This is a genomic window from Lentzea sp. NPDC005914 (assembly GCF_040629405.1).
Taxonomy (GTDB): domain Bacteria; phylum Actinomycetota; class Actinomycetes; order Mycobacteriales; family Pseudonocardiaceae; genus Lentzea.
On sequence record NZ_JBEXVQ010000019.1, the window covers coordinates 77,089 to 92,816 of the forward strand.

Genomic DNA, 15,728 nt, shown 5'->3' on the forward strand with positions numbered 1-15,728 from the left:
TCCGTGCAGTCTTGAAATCACCCCAGGGGGTGAGGACGTTTCACGTTTGGCCCCTGGTCCTTGCGCAACTCGCCTGAACCACTGTTAGTACTGTTCCGCCTCATGGGCATCGGACGAATCGCCGTGGCACTGGCCGCGGCCGCGGCCCTGACGGCCTGCGCGACCGTGGTCGAGGGCACGCCGAAGGGCGAACGCCCCGACCCTGCGAAGGTCGCGGGCCTCGAGATCTCCAACGGCCCCTCCGGCACCAGGCAGGGCGTCCCGGACGCCGACCTGAGCGTCGAGAACGGCGACGGCGGCGAGATGGACCAGCTGGCCATCAACACGCTCGCCGACGTCCAGGAGTTCTGGAAGGGCGAGATCCCCCGGTCGTTCCCCGGCAAGACCTTCGAGCCGGTGAAGCGCTTCATCTCCTACGACTCGAACGGCAAGGGCGTCGAGGTCTGCAAGCTCAACACCGCGGGCGTCGCCAACGCCTTCTACTGTGCGCTCGACGACAGCATCACGTGGGACCGGGGCGAGCTGCTCCCGATGCTCAGGGACTCGTTCGGCTCGATGGCCGTGGTGACCGTTCTCGCCCACGAGATGGGCCACGCCGTTCAGTACAAGCTCGGCCCGGCCTCCAACATCGGCGCCAACACCCCGTCGATCGTCAAGGAGCAGCAGGCCGACTGCTACACCGGCGTCTTCATGCGCTGGATCGCCGAGGGCAAGTCCAAGCACTTCGAGCTCAGCACCGGCGAAGGCCTCAACCAGGTCCTGCAGACCATGTTCTTCATCCGCGACGCCGCGGGCACCTCGTTCGAGAAGCAGGGCGCCCACGGCAGCGCGTTCGACCGCGTCTCGGCCTTCCAGTTCGGCTTCACGCGCGGCGCCACCCGGTGCGCCGAGATGAACGAGGCCGAGATCGACAAGCGCATCACCGAGCGCCCGTTCGACCTCTCCGACTCCGACCAGGGCCAGGGCCGGGGTAACGCCCAGGTCAACCAGGACAAGTACCTCAAGGCCCTGGAGGAGTCCCTCCGCGACGCCTACAAGTCGAGCGGCGCGGCCTTCCCGGCGTTCGACAAGGCGGGCATCAAGTCCTGCACCGACGCCCAGACCACCTCCCCGGCGTCCTACTGCCCGGCCCTGAACGAGATCCAGCTGGACCTGCCGTCCCTGGTCAAGGTCGGCACCCCGCCCAAGAAGGGCGCGAAGGGCGGCATCGGCGACTTCGCGGCGTTCGCCGTGATCGCGTCCCGCTTCTCCCTGTCGATCCAGCACGCCACCGGGTTCAAGCTCGACGACGACGCCGCGGGCCAGCGCACCGCCTGCCTGACCGGCGGCTGGGCAGGCCTCACCAACCGCCCCGAGCCCGCCGCGGGCCTGCGCCTGTCCCCCGGCGACCTGGACGAGGCGGTCGCTGAACTCCTGGCCGACGACAGCCTCATCGCGGCGGACGTGAACGGCAAAGCCGTCCCCTCGGGCTTCGCTCGCGTGGAAGCCTTCAGCGACGGCTTCTACCGAGGCTTCGGCTACTGCGTCAAAAAGTATTCAGTTTGATTATTCGATCGACGCGCGTCGATACTCGACGTGTGCTGACCGACGAAGCAACCACCTACGCATCGTGGTTCTCGACCCTGTCCGATCCCACCCGCGTCCGTCTGCTGCACCACGTGGCCTCGGCGCCGGGCGCGGTCACCATCGGCGAGCTGACCACCCTGCTGGGCGTGAGCCAGTCCACCTGCTCCCACCACGTCCGCAAGCTGGCCGAGGTCGGCTTCGTCCACGTCCAGCGCGAGGGCACGACCACCCTCGTCACCATCAACCCGGCCTGCTGCACCGGGCTGCCCAACGCCGCCGACGCGGTGATGGGCGCCCTGACCACGGGCACGGTCCGTCCCATGCCGGGCGTGACGATGCGCGCGATGACCTCCTCGGACTGGGCCGACGTCCGCCGCATCTACGGCGAGGGCATCGCCACGGGCAACGCCACCTTCGAAACCGAAGTCCCGTCCCGCCGCACCCTGGAGTCCAAGTGGCTCCCGGACCACCGCTGGATCGCGATGCTGGACGGCACCATCGCGGGATGGGCCGCGGCCACCCCGGTCTCCGCGCGCGAGTGCTACGCCGGCGTGGTCGAGACGTCGATCTACGTGGCCGAGTCGTGCCAGGGCCGCGGTGTGGGCAAAACCCTGCTGCACCACCAGGTCTCCTCGGCCGACGCCGACGGCCTGTGGACTCTCCAGACCTCGATCTTCCCCGAGAACCGGGCCAGCCTCGCCCTGCACCACAAGGCGGGCTTCCGAACCGTGGGCGTGCGCGAGCGAATCGCCCAGCACCACGGCGTGTGGCGAGACACCGTCATGCTGGAACGCCGCCGTCCATAGGCACAGGGTCGCGAGGGGCAGTTCCACCACCACAGCCATGGCAACGGCGACAGCCAGTTCCGGTCCGGTGGCGGTGGCGAGGTCGATGCAGGCGTCCGCGAGCAGCAGCACCGCCGCGGCGGCCGCGGGAGCGGGGTACCGGGCATCGCCGCGCACCAGACGACTTCCTGCGGTGAGCAACGCGACGGCCTCCAGTCCGTCGAGGACGACCCACGCGACGGCCTCGGCGGGCGCCAGGGTGCCGGCCAGGTAGCCGAGCCAGGGCAGCAACCCGAGCCCCGCACCCAGGAGCACCCGGCCACGCCAGCGGTTGGCGTTGCTGGCAAGAGGGGAACCGAAGGCCATGTCGGAGATCGCTTCCGTTGTCACGAACCCGGCCGTCGGGCTCGTGATCAACCCTGCGATCTCCGTCTCCCGGAGTCAGTAACACGGCTGTCCGTCCCGGGGTGGCACCAGATACACCCCCGGTGCGGATGCCAGCCTCATGGCAGGCCGTCCGACCAGCGCCTACGGTCAGTCCCGTGAAGATCCTTCCCCGGCTGCGGCGAGCGCTCACCCGCGTGACCCGCGACACGGCCTTCCTCGCGCTGGGGGCACCGCTGCACCTCCTGACGGGGTTCCTGCTGTTCATGATCTTCGGTGTCGTCTGGGAGATCATCGGCGGCGGGGACAGCAGCGCGCCGGTGATCCTGGGCGTCCTGGTGGCTCTGCTGGCGTTGTGCGTGCCGGCGTTGACCATCGCCCAGCGCTGGCGTTTCCGGCAGTTGCTGGGCATCGACATCCCGCACTCCGGTTGGCGCCGGTCGTGGCGTCAGTTCGGCTATCACGGCCTGGCCGGAGCGTTGTTGGGCAGCCTGGAAGCGCTGGTGACCGGTCTGCTGGTGGCGGCAGTGACGGCGTCGCTGACCTCGGTGTGGATCTACGCGCTCCCCTGGCAGTGGCGAGTCGGCTCCAGCCAGACGGCGGCCTACATCTCCGTGGCAGGGGTGGTGGCGCTGGCCGCCGTCCCGAGCACCGCCGCCGCCCTGGTGCGCCTGGAGAGCCAGGTTGTCCCCGCACTGCTCGGCCGCAGCAGGGAAGAGGACCTGGCCCGCCGCGTCGAGGACCTCACCGAGAGCCGGGCCGGCACGGTGGACGCCGCGGACGCGGAACGGCGCCGCATCGAACGCGACCTGCACGACGGCGCACAGCAACGTCTGGTGTCCCTGGCGCTGAACCTGGGCCTGGCCAAGGCCACCCTCGACCTGCCGCCGGAGGCACGTGAGGTGATCGACACGGCACACCGGGAGGCGAAGGAGGCGATCGAGGAGCTGAGCTCTCTCGTCCGCGGCCTGCACCCCGCGGTCCTCGACGAACTGGGCCTGGACGCGGCCCTGTCCGGACTGGCGGCCCGCACCCCGCTACCGGTGCGCCTGAGGGTGGACCTGCCCGAACGGCCGCCGCGACCGGTGGAGGCCGTCGCCTACTTCGTGGTCTCCGAGGCGCTGACCAACATCGCCAAGCACGCGCAGCAGGCGACCAGGGCGGACGTGACGGTCACCCGGCTGGCCGACATACTGCGCCTGGTGATCGCGGACGACGGCCTGGGCGGAGCCGACCCGGGCAAGGGCAGCGGCCTCACGGGCCTGGCTCAACGGGTGCGATCGGTAGACGGAACGTTCCGGATGAGCAGTCCGGTGGGGGGACCGACCACGATGACCGCGGAACTGCCGTGCCAGAGCTGAAGCGCGCGGTGATCGCCGAAGACTCCGTGCTGTTGCGGATGGGCCTGGTCAAGGTCGTGGAGATGGCGGGCTTCGAGGTGGCGGCCGAGGTGGGCGACGCCCGGCAGCTGCTGGCCGCGGTGGCGGAGCACCACCCGGACCTCGCCGTGGTGGACGTCCGAATGCCACCGGGCTTCACCGACGAAGGCGTGCGCGCCGCCCTCTCGATCCGCGGCACCCACCCGTCGACCGCCCTGCTGCTGCTCTCCCAGTACGTCGAGGAGCGCTACGCCGTGGAGCTGCTGGCCACCAACACCAGCGGCGTCGGCTACCTGCTCAAGCAACGGGTGGCGGACGTGGAGGAGTTCATCGAGGCCCTGCGCCGGGTGGCGAACGGCGGGACCGCACTGGATCCGCAGGTGGTCGCTCAGCTGCTGGTGCGGCGACCGAGCGATCCGCTGGACCGGCTGACGGCCCGCGAACGGGAGGTGCTCGCCCTGATGGCCGAGGGCCGCTCGAACGCGGGCATCGCCGCCCAGCTGGTGGTCAGCGAAAGCGCGGTCGCCAAACACATCAACAGCATTCTCGCCAAGCTGGACCTGCCCAAGGCGGACGCGGATCACCGCCGGGTGCTGGCCGTGCTGCACTTCCTGGGAGTCGGTGCCTGACCGCGAGCACGGCGACCACCGACGGCCTCAGTACAACGCGGAGGCCAGGTTCCGCCGAGCCGCGGCCACCCGAGCGTCATCAGCGGGGAACAGCTCGAACAGCCCCACGAGGTGCTGCCGGACCCGATCCCGGTCATCTCCGTAGACCCGCCGAACCGTGTCCACCAGCCGCTTGAACGCCTCTTCGACCTGCTGCAACGCCACCTGCGCGTCCGCGGCGGCCAGTTGGGCGTCGATGTCGTCCAGCGCCCCGTCGGCCTTCGCGATCACCGCGGGGTCGACCCCTTCGGCCCGCTCGGCGAACCGGGCCTGCGCCAGCCCTTCCTTGGCCAGCTCGTTCCCAGGCTCCGAAGCGAGGATCTGCGAGTAGTACCCCTGAGCGGCCGCGTAGTCCCCGCGCTCGAACGCCTCCTCGGCGGCGACGATCAGCGGGTCCTCGATGATGTCTTCCTCGGCGGCAGCGGGAACCCCTGCCCGCGCCTCGCCGGCGCGAATCCCGGGCAGCCGCTCCCGCAGAGCGTCCAGCAACCGGGCCACCCACGCCGACAGCTCGGCGTCGTCGATGGGCCCGGCAAAAGCGTCAATGGGCTGACCAGCGGCAACGGCCACGGTCGTCGGCACGGACTGAACGCCGAACGCCTGCCCGATCCGCGGCGCCTGCTCGAGGTCGACCCGCGCGAGAATCCACGAGCCGCCCGACGCGGTGGCCAGCCGGGTCAGCGACGCGGCCAGCTGCTGCGACTCCGGCGAGTAGGAAGCGCCGAGCAGCACCACCACGGGCACCTGCAGGGACTGCTCGACCACTGCCTGGAACGAGGCTTCGGTGACGTCCACGATCCACGGCGCGGACCCGTTGTCGGCAGAGCCGGAGCCGGAGGCGGCGGCGGGGGTCGCGGCGGCCGTGCGGGCGGCGTCGGCTCGGGCCCTCAGGGCACCTAGGTCGACGGCGCCTGAGAGAGCGGCGGACAGTGCGGCGGTCTTGCGAGGATCAGGCCTTGTCACGTGTTCCATCCTGGCACGGCTAGTTCCCGGACCGGGTCCAGGGCCATCGGGTTGACGCGCATCGCCTCGTTGGCCGAAGCGATGCGTAGAGCAAGCGGCGTCATCAGGTCGATGAACCGCGACGTACGACTGGCACCCAACGCTTCCCACGGCGCCAGAGCAGCGGCATCAGTTGCACGCTCCACCGCCGGAAGGTCGCCGGGCACATCCGAAACGGCTTCCCATTCTTCCTCGGTCCAACCACGCGCGGCACGCATGTATGCCGGATCGAGGGAATGCTCTCGCGCATAAAGCGCAAGCGCTTGGCACGGGCCCACGCCGTGAGCCACCAAAGAAGCGACGTGACCATCGCCGCGGGCCTCGCGCAAGATCGTGCACGCGTGCCACAAGGCCAGATGCGGAGCAGATGGCCACGGCAACGCACGGTTAGCGGCGGCCAGCGGACGTCCAGCTACATCAACTGCCAAAGCCGCGGCACGAGCAAGCGTTGCGGCTTCCTCGATCTCAGGCGTGTCGACGGAACCCAGCATCCGGCGCAATGCCAGGTCGGCCCCTTCCAGACGCGCGCGGAGGAAATCGGCGGGCGAGGCGACCGCCCACGCGTCCGGCAGAGCGCGCGCCACCTTGCGCGGGGCGAAGTTGTAGAAGACAGCCGTCACCAGCTCCGGTGACGCGGCACCCAAAGGCGCGGCGCGCATGCCGAAGTAGCCCATCCAACCGCCCTTGCAGCCCAGCGCGTCGGTCGCGGCGCGGGACTCGGGCGTGAAGTACGTGACGTCGTGGTAAGGCTCGAACCTCAACCACAGTTGCCTCGCGTCCACGCCCGACACGCTAACCCAGCGAACGCCGGTGCACGGATCCACTCACCGTCCCGGCGTAGAGCGTTCGGCCATCCGTGGAAACGAGCAACGCCTCGACCCCGCGCTCCACGTCCGGCCCGCCGAACACGGTCCACGAACGTCCGCCGTTCAAAGACCGCAGCACACCCTTGCTGGAGCCCGAGAACGAGATCGAGCCCAAATACAGCACACCATTGGGCGCGATGGCGATCGCGGACAACTGCTCGGCCGAAACGTTGGGCACCTCGACAAAAGAAGCCCCGTTGAACGACACGAACACCGAGTTCTGCCCAACGGCGACAACGTGCCGGGAATCGCGCGGATCGACCAGCACCGAGTTCATCCGTCCTGGCAACACCTGCTTCACCGAAACACCGGCGTCGACCGACCGGTAGAGCCCGCCGGCGTCGGCGAGCCAGATTCCGGACGGATCGGCCGCAATGGTCTTGATCCCGCGCAACGAAGCGTGCACCCGCTGCACGAACGAGACCCCACCGTCCACAGACACGTAAAACGCGTTGATCAGGTAAGCACCCAGGTAAACCCGAGCAGGCAACCTCGGGTCGAAAACCAGCGACCGCGTGTTGCCCGGCATCTCAGCGGTCGTGACCCACGTGCGGCCCGAATCCAGCGACCGCTCCACGAAGATCGTGTCCTGCGACCCGCGGTACCCGTTGCGCCCGCGCAGCACGACCCCGTCCCGAGCCGCCAGCGCCCCGATCCGGTTCCCGATCGCCAGCGGCGCCGACCCGTCGAAGTCCCACTCCTGCGAGGCGACGGGCAGATCGGTCCGGTACGACCCCTGCATCGTCCCGGCGAGGAGAGACCGCCCCGACACCGCCAGCGACAGCACGTGCGCCCCGGGCACCCCGACCCGCTTGAAGTGCTCGTGATCAGCGGTCGCGTAGACGCCACCGGACCCGTAGACCCACTGCCAGTCCGGCATGTCCGGGAAGCTGCCGATCTCGGTGTAGACGTCGACCGTCGACAACGCGTCGGTGCGCTTCCACGTGGCACCCATGTCCGCGCTGATGAAGTGCCCGTCCAGCGTCTGCACCTGAATCCAGCCGTTGGCCGTGATCCCGCCGTACAAGATCCACGACGACGTCCACGGACCAGACAGCGCACGCCAGGACTTGCCGCGGTCCGAAGACAGGTGCACCCCACCGCTGAACTTCCGCGCCACCACGACGTCGCCGCGCGAGCTGATCTTGTCCGCCGGCACGTCGGACACCGACCACTTCCCGGACCGCAGCACGTGCACGACGCCACCGGCCGCCACGAGGACGTCCGGACCCACGACCTGCACGTCCTCGGCGTCAGCGGGCGACCCCGGCAGCAACGACCACCCGAGCCCGCCGGCCCCGCGATAGACGCCCTCTGCGGTAGCCGCGTACGAGAACCCACCGCCGAAAGCGACGTCCTGCACCTCGGAAGGTGTCCGCAGAGCCACCGCGAAGGACAGCCCGCCGTCGACGGACCGCAGCACGGTCCCGGCACCGCCGCCACCCTCGTACCCGGCCACCAGCACGCTGTCGGGACGGGACGGATCAGCGGCCAGCCCGTTGCCGCGCATCTCCGGGAACAACCGTCCCTGCCGCCAGCTGCGGCCCCGGTCATCGGACCGGAACACCTGCTGGCCCGCGCCCGGCAGCACGTAGGCGACGTTCTTGGCGAACGCCAGGTACCCGCCCGCGCCGTTCGGGCCGATGTTGTCCCACCTGGTGGACGGCCCGGCGTGCGCCGACGGCACGACCGCCAGCAACGCGGCCAGCAGGGTGATCACGACTCTCACGAGGTGCGCCTCCGCTCAACGACCAAACGGTCAGCGGCGGAGCACGATCATGGCGTGTCGGAGAGGTGCTCCTCAACCCGTCGCACCTTGGCGCTGAGCTGGTTCGTGTGACCGGGCCGGATGTCTGCCTTGAGCACGAGCGAGACCCGCGGGGCGCTGGCCTGCACGGCTTCGGTGGCGCGCTTGACCACGTCCATCACCTCGTCCCACTCTCCCTCGATCAAGGTGAACATCGCGTTCGTCTCATTGGGCAGACCCGACTCCCGCACGATCCGCACGGCCTCGGCCACGGCCTTGGCGACGCTTCCCGACGAGTCCGATGCGGACGGAGCAACGCTGAACGCGACAAGCACACGAGCCTCCTGATGATCCCTGGACGTACTGACTGGTAGCTTCGGTCCCCATGACACCGCTGCCGTTCGATCCGATCGCCCGCGCGGCCGAACTGTGGGACGAGCGCGTTGGTTCGGCCACCTCGATGGCGGCCGTCACGAGCGTCATGCGTGTCCAGCAAATCATCCAGTCCGCCGTGGACGCAGCCCTCAAACCGCACGGACTGACGTTCGCGCGCTACGAGGCGTTGGTGCTGCTCTACTTCTCCCGCAAGGGCGCGCTGCCGATGCGGGTCATGGGCGAGCGCCTGCAGCTGCACCCGACCTCGGTGACGAACATCGTCGACAGGCTGGAGAGCGACGGCCTGGTCCGCCGCACCCCGCACCCGACCGACCGCCGCACCACGCTGGTGGAGATCACCGACGCTGGCCTGCAGCGCCGCGAGAACGCCACCGCCGCGGTCGTCGAGGTCAACCTGGGACTCAAGGGCCTGACCGACCGCCAGACCGAGCAGCTCACCGACCTGCTGGCGAAGGTCCGCCGGGCGAGCGGCGACTTCGAGGACTGAAATCCGGTTGAGGGCGCCGCGATGATGGTCGCGTGACGGAACGGTCGATCATCGCGTTGGTCAGCGCCCCCAGCGGGTTCGCGGGCCGCACCGGGCCCATTCCGGTCGCGAGTCCGTGGTGGAGCGACGTCAAACCCGTCAACGAGGCTCTCGAACACCTGCTGGGCGTGCCGACGAGCGTGCTGCGGCTGATCTCCGTCGAGAACAGCGAGTCACCTCCCGGCGGCGGCCTGGTCACCTACCACGTCGAGGCGCACGGCGAACCGGACCGGACGCACCTGCACCCGGCTGAGGAACCTGAGGCGGACGCCCCGCGCAGGCTGCCGTGGGCTCGGCTGGGCGGACCGGCCGAGCTGGTCACGTGGGCCGACGCCGAGATCGAACGCACCGGCCCGGCCGTCCAGGTCCGCACGTGGAACCTCTCGACCGTGCACAGGCTGCCCACCCGCACCGGGCCCGTGTGGCTCAAGGCCGTCCCGCCGTTCTTCGCCGACGAGGCCGCGGTGATCAAGATGGTCGCCACGCACGACCCGACCCTGGTGCCCGAGGTGATCGCCTCGGCACCGTTCCGCGTCCTGCTCGCCGAGGCGCCCGGCGAGGACTGCTGGAACGTCAAGCCGGAGCACGTCGAGCAGATCCTGCCGCGCTGGGTCGCGGTGCAGCACGCGCTGGCCGGTGAGCCCCAGGTACGGCCGTCGGCGGCGCCGATGCCGTCGTTCGGGCTTCCGGAGACCTTGGTGCACGGCGACTTCCACCCCGGCAACTGGTTCGACAGCGGCGTGGTCATCGACTGGGCCGACGTGGTGTGGGGCCACCCCGCCCTGGACGCGGCCCGGCTGATGGGGTTCTGCCCGCCGCAGCTGCACGACCTGGTCCGTCGCGTGTGGAGCGAGGCGTGGCTGCGGCACCGCCCGGACAGCCGGCCGCTCGAAGCCCTCGACGCCGCCCGTGCCGCGTCGCACCTGCTGAACGCGGTCAAGTACCAGGAGTTCCTCGACAACATCGAGGACTCCGAGCAGATCTACCACCGCGACGACCCCGCGAACGAGCTCAGGGCCGCGCTGCGACTGGTGACCTCGTGACGGGCCGGACGATCATCGCCGTGGTCAGCACGCCCAGCGGGTTCGTGGGCCGCACCAAGAAAGTCATCCCGGTCAGGGGTGAGTGGTGGTGGGACGCCGAGTCGGTGAACGAGGCGCTCGAACCTCTGCTGCACGTGCCGACGACCGTGCTCAGGCTGATCTCCGCGACGGGTGGCGAACCGGGGTGGCGAGGCGAGGTCACCTACCACGTCGAGGCGCTCCGCGAGCCCGAGCGCGTGCACGTCCGCAGGCACCTCCACGCCGCGGAAGAACCCGAAGCCGACGCCCCGCGCCGGATGCCCTGGGCGCGGCTCGGCGGACCCGCGGAACTCCTCTCCTGGGCCGACACCAAGATCGAACGGACCAGACCCGCGGTCCAGGTGAGGACCTGGCACCTGTCGAGCCTGCACCGGATCCCCACCGCCGACGGCACCGCGTGGCTCAAGGCCGTTCCGCCGTTCCTGCAGGAGGAGGCCGCGGTGATCGAGATGGTGGCCGCGCACGACCCGACGCTGGTGCCCGAGGTGATCGCCTCCGCGCCGCACCGAGTGCTGCTCGGCGATGCACCTGGAGGCAACTGCTGGATGGTCAAGCCCGAGCACATCGACCTGATAGTGCCGCGCTGGGTCGCGGTGCAGCACGTACTGGCCAGTGAGCCCCGGCTGCGACCGGCCGCGGTGGCGATGCCGTCGTTCGGGCTGCCGGAAACGGTGGTGCACGGTGACTTCACCCCCGACAACTGGATGGCCAACGGCATGATCATCGACTGGTCCGACGCGAAGTGGGGTCACCCCGCACTGGACGTGGGCCGGCTGCTGGACTGGTTCCCGTACACCCCGATGTACCACCACGTCGTGAAGGTGTGGAGCGAGGCGTGGCTGCGGCACCGCCCGGACAGCCGCCCGCACGAAGCCCTCGACACCGCCCTCCGCGCCTCGCGCCTGCAGCGCGCAGTGAAGTACCAGGAGGTTCTCGACGAGGCCGAGGACTCCCAGCGGGTCTACCACCAGAACCGGCCGGCGTCCGCGCTGCACGCCGCGCTCAGGGCGGTGACCACCCCATGACGTCGCGGTCGATCATCGCCCTGGTCAGCGCCCCTTACGGGTTCGCCGGCCGCACCGACGCGCTGCCCATGCCCTCCGGCGACTGGAACCACGTCGAACCCGTCAACGAGGCGCTCGAAGCACTCCTGGGTGTCCGGACGAGCGTGCTCAGGCTGATCTCCGTCGAGAACGGCGGGATGATGAGCGGCGGCCTGGTCACCTACCACGTCGAGGCGCACGGCGAACCCGATCGCACGAAGCTCCACCCCTCGTGGGAACCCAGCGCGAACGCCCGGCACAGGCAGCCGTACGCGCGACCCGGCGGGCCTGCGGAGCTGGTGGCGTGGGCCGACACTCAGATCGAGCGCACCGGACCGGCGGTCCAGGTCCGCACGTGGAACCTCTCGACCGTCCACCGGCTGCCCACCGCCACCGGACCGGTGTGGCTGAAGGCGATTCCGTCGTTCTTCGCCGACGAGGGCGCGGTGATCAGGATGGTGGCCGCGCACGACCCGACCCTGGTGCCCGAGGTGATCGCTTCGGCGCCGCAACGCGTGCTGCTGGGCGACGCACCGGGTGACAAGTGCTGGCCGCTCGGGCCCGAGCACGTCGAGATGATCATCCCGCGCTGGGTGGCCGTGCAGAACGCGCTGGCCGGCGCGCCGCGGATCCGCCCGACGCCGGTGCCCATGCCGTCGTTCGGGCTGCCCGACACGCTCACGCACGGCGACTTCCACCCCGGCAACTGGCGGGCGAGCGGCGAGGTCATCGACTGGTCCGACGCCGTGTGGGGTCACCCGGCGTTCGACGCGTGCCGGGTGATCGAGTACAGCCCCGAACTGCGCGATGTGATCACTCGGGTGTGGTGCGAGGCGTGGCTCGAGCACCGCCCGGACAGCCGCCCGCTCGAAGCGCTCGACGTCGCCCGCCGAGCCGCACACCTGCACAACGCGGTGAAGTACCAGCAGTTTCTGGACAACATCGAGAAATCCGAGCGGATCTACCACGAGGGCGACCCGCAGGACGAGCTCAGAGCTGTTCTGGAACTGCTTCGCTAAGACGGCCCGTCCGGTTCGCCCAGCGCTCGAAGACGATCGTGCCGAACGGCGGGATGCTCGAGAGCAGGCCGAGCACCAGCGTGCGCGCGTCCCACTTCAGCGGCTCCTTCGCCATCAGCGTGACGAGCACGAAGCCGACGAAGACGACGCCGTGGATCGGGCCGAAGATCTTGACGCCGATCTCGTTCTGCACGACGACGTACTTGAAGAACATCCCGAGCAGCAGGCCCGCCCAGGAGACCGCCTCGGCGAGCGCGAAGATGCGGAACCGCCCGGCAACGCTGGAGAACGTCATGGCTCCCCATCATGAACCGTGACGGGGAGCACACGACTACCGGCCCTGTCCTATTCCTCCCATTTGAAGACGCGACTCGCGATGAACCCGACAACGAGTGCGAACCCGACCAGGATCGCCGAGGGCAGCACCAGCGCGTCGATCCCCTTGCCGCGCACCAGAACGTCGAGCATGCCGTCGTTCATGTGCCGCAACGGGAAGATCTTCGACACGGTCTGCAGCCACGCGGGTGCCTGGTCGACAGGGAAGAACGTGCCGGACAGGAACGCCATCGGCAGCACGACGATGTTCGCCGCCGCGGACGCCGCTTCCTCCGTCTTGGCGAACGCGCCGACCAGCATGCCGAGCGCGAAGAACGCGATGGTTCCCAGCAGCAGCAACGGAATCGCGAGCCACCACGACCCGGCCAGCTTCAACCCGAACACCGGCAGCGACGCGACGCCGACGAAGACCGCACCCTGCACCAGCGCGACACCCGCGCTGACGAGAATCCGGGACGACAGCACGGAAGTCGCGGAGACGGGTGCCAGCCGGATCCGCCGCAGCACCTGCTTTCGCCGCCACGACACCAGGGTGAGCGCCGCACCGAACACCGCCGAGACCGCCACACCCCAGGACAGGATGCCGGGCGTCAGGAACTGGATCGGCTTGAGCGAGGCGTCCTCGACCTTCTCCGCCACGAACGTGAACTTCGGCGGCTGACCGGTCGCGGCGAGGTTCGCCTTGTCCACGAACCCGTTGACGATGCCGAGCACGGTCGCGGACTTCACCTGGTCGCTCTGCGCGAACCGGACGTCGAGCTGCTGCCCGCGGATGATCAGCGCGGCGGGCAGGTCGCCGTCCTTCACCTTCTGCACGGCGGCACTCTCGTCGTTGTACGACTCGAGCTCCAGCGCACCGCTGTCGCGCAGAGCGCTGACGATCGGGCCGTCGCCGACCACCGCGATCTTGGTCTTGTCGGCGCCGACGTCGCGCAGGATCAGGCCGAAGATGACGAGGAACATCAACGGGAACAGGAAGGTGAAGAACAGCGTCACCTTGTCCCGGATGAACCCCTTGAACATCGCCAGCGAGAGCGTCTTGAACGCGGTCATGCGCGGTACTCCCGCCCGGTCAGGTTGAGGAAGACGTCTTCGAGGGTGGCCGTGCGGACCTGAAGGCCGTCGAGCGCACCGCGTTCGGCCAGCGCGGACAGCACGGGCGCGGGGCGGCGGGTCGAGATCGTCAGCGACACCTCGTTCTCGTGCGCCTCGTCGACACCGTCCAAAGCGGAAGCGTCGACCACCGACAGCACGCCCTTCTGCAGCGTCACGTGAGTGGGCGCGTCGAGGCCGCGCACCAGCACCGCGGGCGGGTCCAGAGCGAGGATCTTGCCGGTGTCCATGATGGCCACCCGGTCGCAGAGGATCTCGGCCTCGTCGAGGTAGTGCGTGGTGTAGACGATGGTCTTGCCGCGTTCCTGGATCGCGCGCAGCACGTCCCAGAGGTTGCGCCGGGCCTGCGGGTCGAGCGCCGCGGTCGGTTCGTCGAGGAACACGATGTCCGGGTCGTGCACCAGTGCGCACGCGATCGAGAGGCGCTGGCGTTGACCGCCGGAGAGCTTGTTCTCCTGCTCGTTCGCCTTGTCCGCGAGACCGACCAGCTCCAGCATGTCCGCCGCGGTGCCGGGGCTCACGCCGTAGAGCGAGCCGAACGTCTGCAGCTGCTCCTTGGCGGTCAGCTTGTCGAAGAACGCCGTCGCCTGCAGCTGCACGCCGATGCGCGGCAGCAGCTTCACGTTGCGCGGCCACGGGGTCTCGCCGAGCAGCGTGACCTCGCCGCTGTCGGGCTTGCGCAGTCCCTCGATTATCTCGAGGGTGGTGGTCTTGCCCGCGCCGTTGGGCCCCAGGATGCCGAAGAACTCGCCCTCGGCCACGGTGAACGAGACACCGTCCACCGCCTTCAGCTCGCCGTAGCTCTTGCGGATGTCCCGCACCACGACCGCCGACCGTTCCTCTGTCATGGCCGGGACGTTAGGTCAGCGAGGGGTGGTTCACGTGGCGAAACGACGAAAGTCGCCGTGAAGTCGAGACGTTCGAACGTCAGCAGCCCGACACGAGCAGCGGACTCGCGGTGTAGACGTCGTTGAGCCGGCGCAGCGCCGAGGCGAACTGCTCGAAGCGCGCTCGCGGAACTGCCGCGCGCACCTCGCTGATCGTCTGCCAGAGATAGCGGTGCTCGGAGGTCTCCATGATCGGCAGCGGCGCGGCCATGCCCATCTCCGGCCGGACGTCGCCGGCGAACGCGAGCGCGACCGTGGCCGCACGCAGGCACGCCGTCGCGAGCGTCACGCAGTCCTCGACCAGCGGACCGTCGTCCTGGGCGCGCACGACGCCGGTGACCGCGAACCGCACGGCCTGCATCAGCGCGAGGTAGAGGCGCTGGCCGGACTGGGTGCGCTCCTGCGGCAGGTACTCGGAGCCGGGACCGGGCGTGACGACGGTCATACCGACCTGGGGGCGGCGCAGCACGTGGTCGAAGAGCGCGGTCGGCGCCCAGAGCAGGGTGCGCCAGGAGTCCTCGCTGATCGAGGTGCCCATGCGTGCCGCGTTCTCGAGCACGTCGAGGTAGGCGATCAGGATGCTGGACAGGAACACGCCACCGCGGTCGCCGCCCACCCGCACGACGCCGAAACGGTCGTCGTGGCTCGCGTCACCGGTGCTGTATCCGGGTTTCCACTCGATGACGTCGCTGCTCGCGAGCACCACGCGGGCGAGCCGCTGGTGCACGGGCGACGCCGAGAGCACCGTGTCGTCCAACCCCATCTGGACGAGCATGGACGCAGCGTGCTGCAACGACTCACGCCTTTGCGGCACGAGGTCGGGGTGCAGCAGACGGAACGGTTCCACGTCGCCCCCTCCCCTCCGTTGGTTGTACTCACAATGAACGGCGGGGAGCGTGAAGTCATCCGGATGAACCGCAGCGTTACGT

General features: G+C 69.5%; 17 protein-coding genes. 9 read left to right on the forward strand and 8 right to left on the reverse strand.

The annotated features are described in order from the left end of the window. Nucleotides 1-102 precede the first annotated feature (102 nt). The 5 genes from ABZ345_RS26165 (at nucleotide 103) to ABZ345_RS26185 (ending at nucleotide 4,743) form a co-directional block, all read left to right on the forward strand. The gene (locus ABZ345_RS26165; protein ID WP_359853853.1) at nucleotides 103-1,545 is read left to right on the forward strand and encodes a neutral zinc metallopeptidase; all 1,443 of its coding nucleotides are present in this window, start codon (nucleotides 103-105) and stop codon (nucleotides 1,543-1,545) included. A 32-nt stretch (nucleotides 1,546-1,577) separates the two neighbouring features. Then, nucleotides 1,578-2,372: a metalloregulator ArsR/SmtB family transcription factor gene (locus ABZ345_RS26170; RefSeq protein WP_359853856.1), complete on the forward strand. Its 795-nt coding sequence runs from the start codon at nucleotides 1,578-1,580 to the stop codon at nucleotides 2,370-2,372. A 37-nt stretch (nucleotides 2,373-2,409) separates the two neighbouring features. After that, nucleotides 2,410-2,625: a hypothetical protein gene (locus ABZ345_RS26175; RefSeq protein ID WP_359853859.1), complete on the forward strand. Its 216-nt coding sequence runs from the start codon at nucleotides 2,410-2,412 to the stop codon at nucleotides 2,623-2,625. A 268-nt stretch (nucleotides 2,626-2,893) separates the two neighbouring features. Continuing rightward, on the forward strand, nucleotides 2,894-4,096 hold the full coding sequence (locus tag ABZ345_RS26180; protein ID WP_359853862.1) for a histidine kinase: 1,203 nt from the start codon (nucleotides 2,894-2,896) through the stop codon (nucleotides 4,094-4,096). Next, nucleotides 4,084-4,743 carry a response regulator transcription factor gene (locus ABZ345_RS26185; RefSeq protein WP_359853865.1) on the forward strand — a complete coding sequence of 220 codons (660 nt, stop codon included), beginning with the start codon at nucleotides 4,084-4,086 and terminating at the stop codon, nucleotides 4,741-4,743. The genes ABZ345_RS26180 and ABZ345_RS26185 overlap by 13 nt, the downstream gene beginning before the upstream one ends. A gap of 27 nt (nucleotides 4,744-4,770) precedes the next feature. On the opposite strand, the gene ABZ345_RS26190 is transcribed toward ABZ345_RS26185, so the two are convergent. Genes ABZ345_RS26190 through ABZ345_RS26205 form a run of 4 tightly spaced genes read right to left on the reverse strand, consistent with a single transcriptional unit; the run spans nucleotide 4,771 to nucleotide 8,732 of the window. Then, on the reverse strand, nucleotides 4,771-5,745 hold the full coding sequence (locus ABZ345_RS26190; RefSeq protein ID WP_359853868.1) for a tetratricopeptide repeat protein: 975 nt from the start codon (nucleotides 5,743-5,745) through the stop codon (nucleotides 4,771-4,773). Then, a complete protein-coding gene (locus tag ABZ345_RS26195; RefSeq protein ID WP_359853871.1) occupies nucleotides 5,742-6,566 on the reverse strand; it encodes a hypothetical protein in 825 nt (274 codons plus the stop codon). The genes ABZ345_RS26190 and ABZ345_RS26195 overlap by 4 nt, the downstream gene beginning before the upstream one ends. Nucleotides 6,567-6,576: 10 nt before the next feature. Next, complete coding sequence (locus ABZ345_RS26200; protein WP_359853873.1) at nucleotides 6,577-8,379, reverse strand: hypothetical protein; 1,803 nt, start codon at nucleotides 8,377-8,379, stop codon at nucleotides 6,577-6,579. Between the two features lie 47 nt (nucleotides 8,380-8,426). Then, nucleotides 8,427-8,732: an MTH1187 family thiamine-binding protein gene (locus ABZ345_RS26205; RefSeq protein ID WP_359853876.1), complete on the reverse strand. Its 306-nt coding sequence runs from the start codon at nucleotides 8,730-8,732 to the stop codon at nucleotides 8,427-8,429. Nucleotides 8,733-8,782: 50 nt separating this feature from the next. Between ABZ345_RS26205 and ABZ345_RS26210 the strand changes: the two genes are divergently transcribed. The 4 genes from ABZ345_RS26210 to ABZ345_RS26225 are packed head-to-tail and all read left to right on the forward strand — an operon-like array spanning nucleotide 8,783 to nucleotide 12,463. After that, nucleotides 8,783-9,280, forward strand: a complete 498-nt coding sequence (locus ABZ345_RS26210) for a MarR family transcriptional regulator (protein ID WP_359853879.1) — start codon at nucleotides 8,783-8,785, stop codon at nucleotides 9,278-9,280. A gap of 32 nt (nucleotides 9,281-9,312) precedes the next feature. After that, complete coding sequence (locus ABZ345_RS26215; RefSeq protein WP_359853882.1) at nucleotides 9,313-10,362, forward strand: phosphotransferase; 1,050 nt, start codon at nucleotides 9,313-9,315, stop codon at nucleotides 10,360-10,362. Then, complete coding sequence (locus ABZ345_RS26220; RefSeq protein ID WP_359853885.1) at nucleotides 10,359-11,426, forward strand: phosphotransferase; 1,068 nt, start codon at nucleotides 10,359-10,361, stop codon at nucleotides 11,424-11,426. The genes ABZ345_RS26215 and ABZ345_RS26220 overlap by 4 nt, the downstream gene beginning before the upstream one ends. Beyond that, entirely contained in the window at nucleotides 11,423-12,463 is a 1,041-nt protein-coding gene (locus tag ABZ345_RS26225) for a phosphotransferase (protein ID WP_359853888.1), read from the forward strand. Before ABZ345_RS26220 ends, ABZ345_RS26225 begins: the two co-directional genes overlap by 4 nt. Here ABZ345_RS26225 and ABZ345_RS26230 read toward each other — a convergent pair. From ABZ345_RS26230 to ABZ345_RS26245, 4 genes are all read right to left on the reverse strand, one after another. Continuing rightward, on the reverse strand, nucleotides 12,435-12,758 hold the full coding sequence (locus ABZ345_RS26230; RefSeq protein WP_359853891.1) for a DUF3817 domain-containing protein: 324 nt from the start codon (nucleotides 12,756-12,758) through the stop codon (nucleotides 12,435-12,437). The two genes, ABZ345_RS26225 and ABZ345_RS26230, sit on opposite strands and share 29 nt — an antisense overlap. A 50-nt stretch (nucleotides 12,759-12,808) precedes the next feature. Further along, nucleotides 12,809-13,852, reverse strand: a complete 1,044-nt coding sequence (locus ABZ345_RS26235) for an ABC transporter permease (RefSeq protein WP_359853894.1) — start codon at nucleotides 13,850-13,852, stop codon at nucleotides 12,809-12,811. After that, a complete protein-coding gene (locus ABZ345_RS26240) occupies nucleotides 13,849-14,760 on the reverse strand; it encodes an ABC transporter ATP-binding protein (protein WP_359853897.1) in 912 nt (303 codons plus the stop codon). The genes ABZ345_RS26235 and ABZ345_RS26240 overlap by 4 nt, the downstream gene beginning before the upstream one ends. A 79-nt stretch (nucleotides 14,761-14,839) precedes the next feature. Next, nucleotides 14,840-15,646, reverse strand: coding sequence for a hypothetical protein (locus ABZ345_RS26245; RefSeq protein ID WP_359853900.1), 807 nt, complete (start codon nucleotides 15,644-15,646; stop codon nucleotides 14,840-14,842). Between the last annotated feature and the right edge of the window lie 82 nt (nucleotides 15,647-15,728).

Coding starts and splice junctions, on each gene's coding strand:
- ABZ345_RS26235 (WP_359853894.1), bottom strand. CDS start 13,852: ATGACCGCGTTCAAGACGCTCTCGCTGGCGATGTTCAAGGGGTTCATC.
- ABZ345_RS26230 (WP_359853891.1), bottom strand. CDS start 12,758: ATGACGTTCTCCAGCGTTGCCGGGCGGTTCCGCATCTTCGCGCTCGCC.
- ABZ345_RS26225 (WP_359853888.1), top strand. CDS start 11,423: ATGACGTCGCGGTCGATCATCGCCCTGGTCAGCGCCCCTTACGGGTTC.
- ABZ345_RS26175 (WP_359853859.1), top strand. CDS start 2,410: ATGGCAACGGCGACAGCCAGTTCCGGTCCGGTGGCGGTGGCGAGGTCG.
- ABZ345_RS26240 (WP_359853897.1), bottom strand. CDS start 14,760: ATGACAGAGGAACGGTCGGCGGTCGTGGTGCGGGACATCCGCAAGAGC.
- ABZ345_RS26165 (WP_359853853.1), top strand. CDS start 103: ATGGGCATCGGACGAATCGCCGTGGCACTGGCCGCGGCCGCGGCCCTG.
- ABZ345_RS26210 (WP_359853879.1), top strand. CDS start 8,783: ATGACACCGCTGCCGTTCGATCCGATCGCCCGCGCGGCCGAACTGTGG.